The 12171-nt window shown below is 69.2% G+C and carries 12 protein-coding genes; 6 read left to right on the top strand and 6 right to left on the bottom strand.

What is annotated here, in order from left to right:
• Nucleotides 1-69 precede the first annotated feature (69 nt).
• Nucleotides 70-1455 (top strand): nucleobase:cation symporter-2 family protein, encoded by a 1386-nt coding sequence (locus AT700_RS01740; RefSeq protein ID WP_003084433.1) that lies wholly within the window; start codon nucleotides 70-72, stop codon nucleotides 1453-1455.
• Nucleotides 1456-1593: 138 nt separating this feature from the next.
• Nucleotides 1594-2067 carry a metallophosphoesterase family protein gene (locus AT700_RS01735; protein ID WP_003102894.1) on the top strand — a complete coding sequence of 158 codons (474 nt, stop codon included), beginning with the start codon at nucleotides 1594-1596 and terminating at the stop codon, nucleotides 2065-2067.
• A gap of 15 nt (nucleotides 2068-2082) precedes the next feature.
• Here AT700_RS01735 and AT700_RS01730 read toward each other — a convergent pair whose 3' ends face one another.
• From AT700_RS01730 to AT700_RS01720, 3 genes are all read right to left on the bottom strand, one after another.
• Nucleotides 2083-2589, bottom strand: coding sequence for a dihydrofolate reductase (locus tag AT700_RS01730; RefSeq protein ID WP_003084430.1), 507 nt, complete (start codon nucleotides 2587-2589; stop codon nucleotides 2083-2085).
• An 82-nt stretch (nucleotides 2590-2671) separates the two neighbouring features.
• The gene (locus tag AT700_RS01725; protein WP_034073646.1) at nucleotides 2672-3712 is read right to left on the bottom strand and encodes a hypothetical protein; all 1041 of its coding nucleotides are present in this window, start codon (nucleotides 3710-3712) and stop codon (nucleotides 2672-2674) included.
• Complete coding sequence (locus AT700_RS01720) at nucleotides 3709-4803, bottom strand: hypothetical protein (RefSeq protein WP_003102900.1); 1095 nt, start codon at nucleotides 4801-4803, stop codon at nucleotides 3709-3711. The genes AT700_RS01725 and AT700_RS01720 overlap by 4 nt, the downstream gene beginning before the upstream one ends.
• A 209-nt stretch (nucleotides 4804-5012) precedes the next feature.
• On the opposite strand from AT700_RS01720, the gene AT700_RS01715 reads away from it, so the two are divergent.
• Nucleotides 5013-6164, top strand: coding sequence for a glycerophosphodiester phosphodiesterase (locus tag AT700_RS01715; protein ID WP_003117884.1), 1152 nt, complete (start codon nucleotides 5013-5015; stop codon nucleotides 6162-6164).
• Between the two features lie 36 nt (nucleotides 6165-6200).
• Here AT700_RS01715 and AT700_RS01710 read toward each other — a convergent pair whose 3' ends face one another.
• Nucleotides 6201-6563, bottom strand: coding sequence for a hypothetical protein (locus AT700_RS01710; protein ID WP_003102907.1), 363 nt, complete (start codon nucleotides 6561-6563; stop codon nucleotides 6201-6203).
• 191 nt (nucleotides 6564-6754) lie between these two features.
• On the opposite strand from AT700_RS01710, the gene AT700_RS01705 reads away from it, so the two are divergent.
• From AT700_RS01705 to AT700_RS01695, 3 genes are read left to right on the top strand one after another with little or no spacing between them, the layout of a single operon-like run.
• Nucleotides 6755-8140, top strand: coding sequence for a DUF2868 domain-containing protein (locus AT700_RS01705; RefSeq protein ID WP_003118785.1), 1386 nt, complete (start codon nucleotides 6755-6757; stop codon nucleotides 8138-8140).
• Nucleotides 8133-9512: a GTPase/DUF3482 domain-containing protein gene (locus AT700_RS01700; protein WP_003117881.1), complete on the top strand. Its 1380-nt coding sequence runs from the start codon at nucleotides 8133-8135 to the stop codon at nucleotides 9510-9512. Before AT700_RS01705 ends, AT700_RS01700 begins: the two co-directional genes overlap by 8 nt.
• Before the next feature lie 34 nt (nucleotides 9513-9546).
• Nucleotides 9547-10344 carry an FkbM family methyltransferase gene (locus AT700_RS01695; RefSeq protein ID WP_023115989.1) on the top strand — a complete coding sequence of 266 codons (798 nt, stop codon included), beginning with the start codon at nucleotides 9547-9549 and terminating at the stop codon, nucleotides 10342-10344.
• 26 nt (nucleotides 10345-10370) lie between these two features.
• Here AT700_RS01695 and AT700_RS01690 read toward each other — a convergent pair whose 3' ends face one another.
• The gene (locus AT700_RS01690) at nucleotides 10371-11165 is read right to left on the bottom strand and encodes a thymidylate synthase (protein WP_003110588.1); all 795 of its coding nucleotides are present in this window, start codon (nucleotides 11163-11165) and stop codon (nucleotides 10371-10373) included.
• 205 nt (nucleotides 11166-11370) lie between these two features.
• Nucleotides 11371-12171, bottom strand: coding sequence for a prolipoprotein diacylglyceryl transferase (lgt, locus tag AT700_RS01685; RefSeq protein ID WP_003112963.1), 801 nt, complete (start codon nucleotides 12169-12171; stop codon nucleotides 11371-11373).

The following is a 12171-nucleotide window of genomic DNA, read 5'->3' as shown; positions in this document are numbered from 1 at the left end:
GCGCAGCCAGGCCTGGGCGAGACCGTGTTCGCCCAGTAAAATCGCGCTCTTTTTCCCCGGACCGCCACCATGAGTTCCCTGCAAAGCCCGTCGGACGCCAGCGCCCGCAACGACCTGGTCTATGGCCTGGACGACCGTCCCAGCGCTCCCATCGCCCTGCTCGCCGCCCTCCAGCACCTGCTGGCGATCATCGTGCCGATCGTTACCCCCGGCCTGCTGATCTGCCAGGCGCTGGGCGTATCGCCGCGCGACACCAATCTGATCGTGTCGATGTCGCTGGTGATCTCCGGCATCGCCACCTTCGTCCAGTGCAAGCGCTTCGGCCCGTTCGGCGCCGGACTGTTGATCGTCCAGGGCACCAGCTTCAACTTCGTCGGCCCGCTGATCGCCGGCGGGGCGCTGATGGTCAAGCAGGGCACGCCGGTGGAAAGCGTGATGGCGGCGATCTTCGGCGTGGTCATCGCCGGCTCCTTCGTCGAGATGGGCATCTCGCGCATACTGCCGTTCGTCAAGCGGCTGATCACCCCGCTGGTGACCGGCATCGTCGTGCTGATGATCGGCCTGACCCTGATCAAGGTCGGCCTGATCAGCATGGGCGGCGGCTTCTCGGCGATGTCCAACGGCACCTTCGCCAACGGCGAGAACCTGCTGCTGTCCGGCGTGGTGCTGGGCATCATCGTGGTGCTCAACCGCATCCCGGTGGTATGGATGCGCAGTTGCGCCATCGTCATCGCCCTGGCCGTCGGCTACGCGCTGGCCGGCTACCTCGGTCGCCTGGACTTCACCGGCATGCACCAGGCCGAGCTGTTCCAGGTACCGACCCCGCTGCACTTCGGCCTGGACTTCTCCTGGCCGCTGTTCATCCCGATGCTGGTGATCTACCTGGTCACCTCCCTGGAAGCCATCGGCGACGTCACCGCCACCAGCAAGGTGTCGAAGCAACCGGTGGAAGGCCCGCTGTGGATGCAGCGGATCAAGGGCGGCGTGCTGGTCAACGGCGCCAACTCGTTCCTCGCCGGTATCTTCAATACCTTCCCCAGCTCAGTGTTCGCCCAGAACAACGGGGTGATCCAGCTCACCGGCGTGGCCAGCCGCTACGTCGGCCTCTGGATCGCCGCCATGCTGGTCCTGCTCGGCCTGTTCCCGAGCGTCGCCGGGGTCATCCAGGCGGTGCCGGAACCGGTACTGGGCGGCGCGGCGATGGTGATGTTCGGCGCGGTGGCCGCTTCGGGCATCAACATCCTCGCCGGCATCCAGCTGGACCGCCGTGCCCTGCTGATCATCGCCGTATCCCTGGCCCTCGGCCTGGGCGTTTCGCAGGTGCCGGAGTTCCTCGCGCACATGCCCGCGGCGCTGCGCAACGTGCTGGAGTCCGGGGTCGCCACCGGCGGCATCTGCGCCCTGCTGCTGAACTGGTTCCTGCCGGAAAGCCCGGTCCAGAAGGCCGCACACTGATAGGCGCGGCGCCACCTCCGGGTGGCGTCGCGGTTTTCGCCGAAGGGTTTTCGTACCCGGCCAATGGTTGGGTATGATCGACGGCATGGCCATGCCCGTCGGCCACCCTCTTCCGTCCCGCAACCCGGACCCGCGCCCATGCCCCAGTCCCGCCGCCCGTTGCGCATCGGCCTGATCGCCGACACCCATGGCCTGCTCCGGCCCGAGGCGCTGGAACGGTTGCGCGGCTGCGACCAGTTGATCCATGCCGGCGACATCGGCAAGCCGGAAATCCTCGCCGAGCTGGAACGCCTGGCGCCGCTCTCGGTGGTGCGCGGTAACAACGACACCCAGGACTGGGCGGCGGACATCCCCGAGCGCCTGCTGTTGAAGATCGGCCGGCTGACCCTCTACGTGCTGCACGACCTCAAGCGACTCGACCTCGACCCGGCCGCCGAAGGCATCGACGTGGTGGTCGCCGGACATTCGCACAAGCCGCTGAAGGAAGAGCGCGACGGCGTGCTCTACCTCAACCCGGGCAGCGCCGGACCGCGGCGCTTCAGCTTGCCGATCGGGATCGGCGTGCTGGAAGTGGCGGGGAAGAAGATCGAGGCGGAGCTGATCACCCTCTGACCCCGCCTGGAACCGTCAGCGGCGCTCCCATACCTCGAAGGCGTAGGCAGGCGCATCGTCAGCCGCGGCGTGTTCGATGCTCGACGCCAGGCGCCAGGCCGCGCCATCGATCTCGGGGAAAAAGGCGTCGCCTTCCGGCGCCAGGCCCACCCGGGTCAGGTAGAGGCGCGCGGCGCGCGGCAAGGCCTCGGCATAGAGCTGGGCGCCGCCGATCAGCATCAGTTCGTCGGCGTCCTCCGCCTGCGCCCACGCCTCGGCGCGCGCCAGCGCGGCGTCCAGGCTGGCGAACACTTCCGCACCCTCCAGTGCCAGGCCGGCCTGGCGACTGACCACCAGGTTGAGCCGGCCCGGCAGCGGCCGACCCAGCGAGTCCCAGGTCTTGCGCCCCATGATCACCGGCTTGCCGAGGGTCATCGCCTTGAAATGCTTGAGGTCGGCCGGCAGGCGCCAGGGCAGGCGGTTGTCGATGCCGATCGCGCGGTTCTCGCCAAGGGCGGCGATCATCGCCAGCGGTCGTGCCATGGGGTTACCTCATCGTGGAAGGACAAAGGCGCGAGGATAAACACTCGCGCCGGCGGACTCCAGGCCAACTGTGCGGGCCGGCCTACAAGGGATTGGCATACGGCGGCACCTGCATGAAGAAGGTGCCATCCTCGTTGACCTGGGTGGTGCCGGTCGCCAGCACCTTGCGGTAGTCCTGCAGGTTGAAGGTCAGCACCTGGTCCGGGGTCTCGGTCTTCAGCAGCACCTGGGCGTAGGTGATGAGGATTTCGAAGATCTTCAGGTCGCCCGACTGTAGCCAGAGGAAGGATGGGCCCGCCGCGGCCGGCGGGCTGAACACCGGCGACGGCTGGCCGGGCGCCTGGGAGAAACGCAGGTGCAGCCCCTGGTCGTCGAGCCAGGCCTCCTGTACGTGGCCATCGATGCCCAGCAGCGGGAAGACCTTGCGGTAGTCCAGGCGCATGGCGCTGCCGACCAGGCTCGCCCCCGGCCGATCGAGGCTGACCAGCGCCGACATCGGCAGACCGACCAGGCTCATCGCCCCGTACAGCGGCAGACCGATCACCTTCAACTGGTCGGGCCGATAGACCAGCGCGCCGCTGGCCGCGTCCACCTCCACGCCGCCGCCCAGCCGCAGCGGCAGCCAGGGCCCTACGCCGAGCGGACGCACCCGCCCCTCCACCTCCAGGCGTCCCGCCGCACTGCTCATGCGGAAGTCCTTCAACATGGTCCCGTCGTAGGCGAGGATGTGCTCGTTGAACAGGTTGGCCAGCTGCCGCGGGCTGAGCAGCACCTCACCCTCCATCACCTGGAAATGCATGTCCTGCGGGCGGTCGAAGTCCACCGGCTGGCCGGCCCGGTTCGGCACCAGCCAGCCCTTCACCTCGGGCACGTGGAAACCGATGTTGCCGCGCAGGTACATGTCCACGTTGCGCAGCAGTATGCCGACGCCATCCTGGCCGGAATCCGCCGGCCCGGCCGTACGCATGGGCAGCGGCACCGGCGCCGGCGGGACCTGCCGGTACCAGCCCTCGCGCAGCAGGGCCAGTTCGCGCTGCTGCCGGTCGATGGCGCTTTCGGCCTGGGCCGCGCTGGCCGCCAACAGGCAACAGCCAAGCAGTACGCCCCACGGACGCCGGCTCACAGCCGTGCCTCCAGCGGCGCCGGCGCCTTCACCGGCGACACGGCGATCTGCACCATGCCGTCCTCGCGCAGGCGGATCACGCCGTTCTGCAGTTGCCGCCGGTAGTCGTAGAGATTGAACAGCAGCGGCTGCCCCGGGCTGAGGCTGGTGAACAGGGCATAGGCCTTGACCAGCACGGTGCGCGCCATCTTGATATCGCCGCCCTCGATGAACATGTAGCTGTCCGGCGCCCGTAATGCCGGCCATTGCAGGTCGGCCAGGGAGTCGCCGAGGGCGAGTTGCATGCCGCCGTCGGCCAGGGCCAGGCGACTGACGCGGAAGTCCAGGCGCGGCGGCGGGAACAAACCGTCGAGGTCGACGCGGATGCGGTTGCCGACCAGTTCCATGTGCCGGGTCTTCAGCTTCAGCACCTCGGACATCTCGATCGAGGCCGCCGCCAGCGACGAAGTGACCTCGACCCCGTCGACGAAGATCCGCCGGGGTACCAGGGTCACCTCCAGCGGACCGCTCAGCTCGATCTCGGTGAGCATCCGCAGCGGCCGCCAGCGCCCCTTGCGCAACAACTCGCCACGCACTTCCTGGCCGTCCTTGCGGGTGTTCATACTGAGGTTGCGCACGGCCGCGCGGGACGCAGCGAGGTCCTGGTTGAGCAGGGTCGCCAGGGTGGCGTCGCTGACGAATATCTCGCCGGCCTGGATCCGCGCCACCATCGCCGTCGGATCGTCGAGCGACAAGGGCGCGCCGGGACGAGTCGGCTCCATGCGGATCAGCATGCGCTGGATGAAGAAACCGATGTCGTCGTGCAGGCGGAAGTCGGTATCGGCGATCCACAGTCGCGAACTCGCCGATCCCGAGCCGCGGGCGCCGACGCTCGCCTCCAGCGTGCGCGGCGGCACGGCGCTCATCAGGCTGTCCGGCTGGCGTCCCCAGTCATCGGTAGCGGCCGTCGGCACACGCGCTTCGACACGGGCCGGCGGCGCCACGGCCTGGCCGCCGCCGTGGGCATCGAAGGCCAGCCAGGCGCCCAGCAACAGGCAGGCCAGTTGCAACGACAGGCAGGGAAACGCGGAGGCAGGTTGCGCGGAAGCCATCACCGATCCTCTTATTGTTATGCGAGCGCCGTCACCCTATACCCTGCCCCGGCCGTCCGCCCCTTTCGTTGGATTGGCCGGGAAAACGCCGACGTCGTCACGCTGGCGGCGATTGTCACGGGAATGTCGCGAAACGGGCAAAGAAGTATCACCTGGCTGCGTCAATCTGCTGGACTGGAACACTCCCGAACCGCCGACGAGGACCCGTCATGCAACCAGCCTTCCTGCGCCGCCACCTCGGCGCCGCCTGCCTGATGCTCGCCGCTGGCCTGGCCAGCGCCGCCCACGCCGACACCGGCAACGTACAACGCGCCATCGACTGGGCCCAGGGCCAGGCCTCCGTTCGCCACCCGGCCAGCGACGAACGCTCGCCGCTGGTCATCGCCCACCGTGGCGCCAGCGGTTACGTACCGGAACACACCCTGGGCGCCTACGCCCTGGCGGTGATGATGGGCGCCGACTACGTCGAGCCGGACCTGGTGATGACCCGCGACGGCAAGCTGGTCGCCCGCCACGACAACGAGCTGGGCCTGACCACCGATGTCGCCCAGCACCCGGAATTCGCCGACCGCAAGCGCACGCAGAAAGTCGACGGAGTGGAACTCACCGGCTGGTTCAGCGAAGACTTCACCCTCGCCGAACTGAAGACCCTGCGCGCCATCGAGCGCATCCCCACGATCCGCCCGGGCAATGCGCGCCTGGACGGCACCTTCGAGATCCCCACCCTGCAGGAGATCATCGACCTGGTGAAAAGCCTGCAGATCAGCCAGCAACGCACCATCGGCCTGTACCCCGAGATCAAGCACGGCACCCACTTCCAGCGCCTCGGCCTGGCCATGGAACGCCCGCTGGTGAAGACCCTGCACCGCAACGGCTACCTCGGTCCGCGCGCGCCGGTATTCATCCAGTCCTTCGAGGTGAACAACCTGAAGGAACTCAAGCGCCTCACCGGCATCCGCCTGGTCCAGCTCTACGGCAGCGGCCAGCCCTACGACCAGCAGGCCAGCGGCGGCAGCCTGACCTACGCCGAGATGGCCACCGCCAAGGGCCTGCGCCAGGTGGCGCGCTACGCCTACGGGGTCGGTCCGGACAAGAGCTACGTGATTCCCCGCGATGCCAACGGCAACCTCGGCCAGCCGACCCGCTTCGTCGGCGACGCCCACGCCGCCGGGCTGAAGGTGCATCCCTACACCTTCCGCGCGGAAAACAGCTTCCTTCCGGCGGAGTTCCGCAGCGCCGACGGCAACCCACAGTCGCGCGGCGACCTGGCCGGCGAGATCAGGGCCTACCTCGACGCCGGCATCGACGGCCTGTTCAGCGACCAGCCGGACGTCGCCGTGCGCCTGCGCGAGCAGCGCTGACGCAGCCCGACCGGCGCTCGTACGCGGGCGCCGGCCTCATGGACACTCGATGTAGCCGTCGAAGGGCTGTGCCTTGCCTTTCTCCAGTGCCTGCCGCCTGATGTTCCGGCAGATCCGCCGATCGCGCTCGTGCATGGCGTCGATCGACGGGTTGCCAGTGGGTTCCATGCCCTTGTGGTCCTTGACGCCAAAGGTCACCAAGGGCTGCTCCGGCTCCACCCGGAAGCGCGACGGCGTTTCCTTCTCCTCCTTGCGCGACGGCGGATCCGCCGCCAGGGTCGGCAACTGGTCGGCCTGCACGCCATAGCGTTGCAGCAAGGAGCCATCGGGCAACTCGTCGGCCAGCGCGCCCGCCATCCCCAGCAACAGCGCCAGGGGGTATCGGCGTACTACCTTCATCTCAGTGTTCCTCTCGCTACCGGCGCCGAACGCTTTCGCCACGGCGCCAGTCAAAACCCCACACCCCGCCGCCAGCCGGCTGGCAAGCCAGCATGAGCCGCCGGGGCGCTTTTTGCTATGTTTGGCGCTGATCAGACGCCGTTGGCCGGGCACGATTCACGCTCGGCAGGGAAATCGACACAGGAGGTGACTTGAGTCACACGACGCATCCCGGCCTCGACGCCCTCTGGCTGACCGAGGCCGTTCGCCTGCGCGAGGAGCAGGCCGGTCCGCTGGAAGACAGCGAGGCGGTTCGCCAGGCGCTGGCCCAGGGCGGTTCCCTGCCGCGCCGTATTCTCACCCGCGCCCACTGGCTGGGCCGCCGCGAGGGCCTGCTCGACGCCCAGCGGACCTGGCGCCAGGGTTCGCGGCTGGCGCTGGCCCTGCTGCTGGTGCTGGCCCTGGCCAGCGGCGCCGGACTGGCCTTCGCCGCGCTCGGCGATGGCCAGCGCCCGGTCAACGTGTTCTGGGCGCTGGCCAGCCTACTCGGCCTGCACCTGCTGACCCTGCTCGGCTGGGCCCTCGGCCTGCTCGCCGGCGGCGAGGCCGCGGGCGCGCTCGGCCGGCTCTGGCTGTGGCTCAGCGGCAAGCTGGCGCGCGATGCCCGCGCCGCGCACCTGGCGCCGGCGCTACTGGTCCTGCTCGGCCGGCGCCGGCTGGCGCGCTGGGGCCTCGGCGCGCTGGTCCACGGGCTCTGGCTGCTCGGCCTGCTGACCGCGCTGGCCATGCTCCTCGGCCTGCTGGCGACCCGCCGCTACGGTTTCGTCTGGGAAACCACCATTCTCGGCAGCGATACCTTCATCGCCCTTACCCAGGCGCTCGGCGCCCTGCCGGCGTTGCTTGGCTTCCCGTTGCCGGACGCCGAGCTGATCCGCGCCAGCGGCGACGCCGCCCTGGCCAGCGAAGCCGCACGGCACGCCTGGGCCGGCTGGCTGGTAGGCGTACTGCTGGTCTATGGGGTCCTGCCGCGCGCGCTGCTCGGTCTGCTCTGCCTGTGGCGCTGGAAACGCGGCCTGGCCCACCTCGACCTGGACCTCGACGACCCAGGCTACAGCCTGCTGCGCGAACGCTTGATGCCGGCCAGCGAACGCCTCGGCGTCAGCGACGCGGCACCGGACTGGCTGCCGGAGCCGCAGGGCGGCCAGTCCGGCCAGGAAGCCGCCGGAGCGGTGCTGGTGGCGGTGGAGCTGGACGATCGCCGGCCCTGGCCGCCGAAGCTCGCCGAAGGCGTCGCCGACGCCGGCATCCTCGACGACGGCCAGCAGCGCCGTCGCCTGCTCGAACAACTGACCCGCTACCCGCCGGCGCGCCTGGCCATCGCCTGCGACCCGCGTCGCTCGCCGGACCGCGGCACCCTGGCACTGCTCGGCGAACTCGCCCGCTGCGCCGCCAGCACCCGCATCTGGCTGCTCCAGGCTCCGCCCGGCGAAGCGCTCGACAGCGACCGCCTGGGTGACTGGCACGCCGCCCTGGAACGCCTGCAACTGCCGCACGGCGAGACCTCGCCGCTGGCCTGGCTGGAGACCGGCCATGACTGAGCCGCTGATCCTGGCCGTGGTCGGCCACACCAATACCGGCAAGACCTCGCTGCTGCGCACCCTGACCCGCGACCGCGGATTCGGCGAAGTCTCCCATCGCCCCAGCACCACCCGCCACGTCGAGGGCGCCAGGCTGTCGGTGGACGGCGAAGCGCTGCTGGAACTCTACGACACGCCCGGCCTGGAAGACGCCATCGCCCTGCTCGACTACCTGGACGCCCTGGAGCGCCCCGGCGAGCGTCTCGATGGCCCGGAACGCATGGCGCGGTTGCTGGACAGCAACGAAGCGCGCGGGCGTTTCGAACAGGAAGCCAAGGTGGTCCGCCAGTTGCTCGCCTCCGACGCCGGGCTCTACGTGATCGACGCCCGCGAACCGGTGCTGGCCAAGTATCGCGACGAACTGGCGGTGCTCGCCGGCTGCGGCCGGCCGCTGCTGCCGGTGCTGAACTTTGTCGCCAGCCCGCAGCATCGCGAGGAGGAGTGGCGCGCCGCCCTCGCTCGCCTGGGCCTGCACGCCCTGGTGCGTTTCGACAGCGTGGCGCCGCCGCTGGACGGCGAACGGCGCCTCTACGAGAGCCTGGCGCTGCTGCTGGAGCGCGCCCGGCCGCAACTCGACCGGCTGATCGCCGACCATGAGACCCAGGCCGCCGCGCGCCTGCGCGCCGGGCAACGGCTGATCGCCGAATTGCTGGTCGACGTCGCCGCCTGCCGGCGCCTGGTGCCCGGCGGCGAAAGCGCCGTGCAGGAAGCCACCCGCGACCTGCACCAGCAGGTGCGCAAGCGCGAGCAGGCCTGCGTGGAAGCGTTGCTGCGGCTCTACGCCTTCGCCAGGGACGACGCCCGCGCCGCCGACCTGCCGCTGCTCGACGGCCGCTGGGGCGACGATCTGTTCAATCCGGAGACCCTGCGCCAACTCGGTATCCGCCTCGGCGGCGGGGTTGCGGCCGGTGCCGCGGCCGGCGCCGGCATCGACCTGCTGGTGGGCGGCGTCACCCTTGGCGCCGCCGCCGCCCTCGGTGCCCTCGCCGGCGGCGCCTGGCAGACCGTCGGCCACTACGGCTCGCGCCTGCTCGGCAAGCTCAAGGGCGCCCGCGAGCTGACCGTCAACGACGCCGTGCTGCGCTTGCTCGCGCTGCGCCAACGGCAGCTCCTGGCAGCCCTGCAAACGCGCGGCCACGCGGCGGTCGAGGCGATCCGCCTGGAAACCCCGGAGGACAAGCAGTGGCGCGAAGGCAAGCTGCCGGAAGCGCTGCGCAAGGCGCGCGCGCATCCGGAGTGGTCGTCGCTGAACGGCAGGCGGGTGGGCGGCAGCGACCGCCAGGAACAGATCGACGCGCTGGCCGAATTGCTGGAGAGCGGGCGCGGGGAATGACAGACTGGGCGACGATCGCCCAAGAGGTAGGCCCATGCCCTTCGTTTCCTACGCGCAGAACCTGGAAGACGTCCGACTCTGGCGGGCCCTGAAACTCTTCCCCAGGGGGTTCTACATCGACGTCGGCGCCAACCACCCGCGGATCGACTCGGTCACCCTGGCGTTCTACGAGCGCGGCTGGCGCGGCATCAACATCGAACCGCTGCCCCACCTGCACCGCGAGCTGGAGCGGGAACGGCCGGAAGACCTCAACCTGAACCTCGCCATTGGCGAGCGCGAAGGCCGCGCCACGCTCTACGAGATGGCCGCCTCGGGTCTCTCCACCCTGGACCCCGAGCTAACCCGCCAGCGCCAGGCCGAGGGCTGCACGGCCACCCCGCGCGAAGTGAAGGTCAGCACCCTGGACGCGATCTGCGCGGCCCATGTCGAAGGGCCGATCCACTTCCTCAAGATCGACGTCGAAGGGCTGGAAGGCGCGGTGCTCCGCGGCCTCGACCTGAACCGCTGGCGCCCGTGGCTGATCCTCGCGGAAACTCCATTCGACCACGACCCCGAGTGGAAAGCGCCGCTGCTCGCCGCGGGCTACCGTTTCGTCCACTTCGACGGCCTCAACGGCTATTACCTGGCGGAGGAACAGGCCCGCCTGGAAGGCGCCTTCGCGCTACCGCCGAACCTGCTGGACGACTTCCAGCTCTGCCATGGCCATGCCATGAGCCATCCGGTCGCTCCGCTGGAGCAGGCCCTGGAACAGGCGCTGCAACGCGCAGAAGATGCGGAGCGGGCTTTGCGGGACTGGCGCGCGCTTCCCTGGTACCGTCGCCTGTTCGGTTGAGCGGAGCCGACGGCTCCGCCGAAGGGTCAGACCGCGACCGGTGCCTTGATGTGCGGATGGGCCTCGTAGCCGACCAGCTCGAAGTCCTCGAAGCGAAAGTCGAACAGATCCTTCACCTCGGGATTCAGCTTCATGCTCGGCAACGGCAGCGGCTCGCGGGTCAGCTGCAGGTCGGCCTGCTCCAGGTGGTTGGCGTACAGGTGGCAATCGCCGCCGGTCCAGATGAACTCGCCCGGCTGCAGGCCGGCGACCTGCGCCACCATCAGGGTCAGCAGGGCATAGCTGGCGATATTGAAGGGTACGCCGAGGAAGATGTCCGCCGAACGTTGGTAGAGCTGGCAGCTGAGCTTGCCGTCGGCGACGTAGAACTGGAACAGCGCGTGGCAGGGCGGCAGGGCCATCTCGTCGATCAGCGCCGGGTTCCAGGCGGAGACGATCAGCCGGCGCGAGTCCGGATTCTTCTTCAGCATCGCCATCAGGTTGGCGATCTGGTCGATGTGGCGGCCGTCCGGCGCCGGCCAGGAGCGCCACTGGTAGCCATACACCGGGCCGAGGTCGCCGTTCTCGTCGGCCCATTCGTCCCAGATCGAGACGCCGTGCTCCTTGAGGTAGGCGATATTGGTGGAGCCCTTGAGGAACCACAGCAGCTCGTGGACGATCGACTTGAGGTGGCACTTCTTGGTGGTCACCAGGGGGAAGCCCGCGGCCAGGTCGAAGCGCATCTGGTGGCCGAACACGCTATAGGTGCCGGTGCCGGTGCGGTCGCTCTTGAAGGTGCCGTGCTCGCGCACGTGGCGCATCAGGTCGAGGTACTGTTTCATCGGAGGCTCGGATCGATATCGGTGCGGCGCCGACGTGGCGGCTCCCACCGAGGGATGACAGAAGGATGGCCAAGTCTACGGCGACGGAGCCTGCATCGCCAGTTCGGCGCGACCGGCGCAAGCCATGCACGCCCTGGAGCGGAAAGCCGGCTGCCCGGAGCGGATGACGCCTGCGACGTTATCCGCCCCGGGCACGAAAAGCGGCTCAGGCCGCCTTCGGCTGCGCCGCGTCGCGGCGGTAGGCCCAGACCATCAGGGCAATGCCGGCCAGCACCATCGGTACGCAGAGCACCTGGCCCATGGTCAGCCAACCCCAGGCGAGGTAGCCGAGCTGGGCATCCGGCACGCGGACGAATTCGACGACGAAGCGGAAGATCCCGTAGCACAGCACGAACAGGCCGGAGACCGAGGCGGTCGGCCGTGGCTTGCGGGTGAACAGCCAGAGGATGACGAACAGCGCCACGCCTTCCAGGGCGAACTGGTACAGCTGCGAGGGATGCCGCGGCAGCGGGCCGCCGTTGGGGAAGACCATGGCCCAGGGCACATCGCTGACCTTGCCCCACAGTTCCGAGTTGATGAAGTTGCCGATGCGCCCGGCGCCCAGGCCGATGGGCACCAGCGGGGCGATGAAGTCCATCAGCTGGAAGAAGCTCTTGCCATGGCGCTTGCCGAACCACCAGACCGCCAGCATCACGCCGAGCAGGCCGCCATGGAAGGACATGCCGCCTTTCCAGACCTCGAAGATCAGCGTCGGGTTGGCGATGTACTCGTCCAGGTTGTAGAACAGCACGTAGCCCAGGCGGCCACCGAGGATCACGCCGCAGGCGACCCAGAAGACCAGGTCGGAAAGGCGCTCCTTGGTCCAGGTCGGGTCGAAGCGCTTCATCCGGCGCGACGCCAGCAGCCAGGCGCCGCCGATCCCGATCAGGTACATCAGCCCGTACCAGTGGATCTTCAGCGGGCCGATGGCCAGCGCAACCGGATCGATCTGGGGATACGTCAGCAT

Source organism: Pseudomonas aeruginosa, assembly GCF_001457615.1.
Taxonomy (GTDB): Bacteria; Pseudomonadota; Gammaproteobacteria; order Pseudomonadales; family Pseudomonadaceae; genus Pseudomonas; species Pseudomonas aeruginosa.
Note: the sequence above shows the minus strand (reverse complement) of the source record. Positions and strands in the feature narration are given on the sequence as shown.

Excerpts from the sequence above, each read along its gene's own strand:
- AT700_RS01695 (WP_023115989.1), top strand. The coding sequence starts at position 9,547 with ATGCCCTTCGTTTCCTACGCGCAGAACCTGGAAGACGTCCGACTCTGG.
- AT700_RS01720 (WP_003102900.1), bottom strand. The coding sequence starts at position 4,803 with ATGGCTTCCGCGCAACCTGCCTCCGCGTTTCCCTGCCTGTCGTTGCAA.
- AT700_RS01740 (WP_003084433.1), top strand. The coding sequence starts at position 70 with ATGAGTTCCCTGCAAAGCCCGTCGGACGCCAGCGCCCGCAACGACCTG.
- AT700_RS01710 (WP_003102907.1), bottom strand. The coding sequence starts at position 6,563 with ATGAAGGTAGTACGCCGATACCCCCTGGCGCTGTTGCTGGGGATGGCG.
- AT700_RS01690 (WP_003110588.1), bottom strand. The coding sequence starts at position 11,165 with ATGAAACAGTACCTCGACCTGATGCGCCACGTGCGCGAGCACGGCACC.
- AT700_RS01715 (WP_003117884.1), top strand. The coding sequence starts at position 5,013 with ATGCAACCAGCCTTCCTGCGCCGCCACCTCGGCGCCGCCTGCCTGATG.
- lgt (WP_003112963.1), bottom strand. The coding sequence starts at position 12,171 with ATGCTGACGTATCCCCAGATCGATCCGGTTGCGCTGGCCATCGGCCCG.
- AT700_RS01730 (WP_003084430.1), bottom strand. The coding sequence starts at position 2,589 with ATGGCACGACCGCTGGCGATGATCGCCGCCCTTGGCGAGAACCGCGCG.
- AT700_RS01700 (WP_003117881.1), top strand. The coding sequence starts at position 8,133 with ATGACTGAGCCGCTGATCCTGGCCGTGGTCGGCCACACCAATACCGGC.
- AT700_RS01735 (WP_003102894.1), top strand. The coding sequence starts at position 1,594 with ATGCCCCAGTCCCGCCGCCCGTTGCGCATCGGCCTGATCGCCGACACC.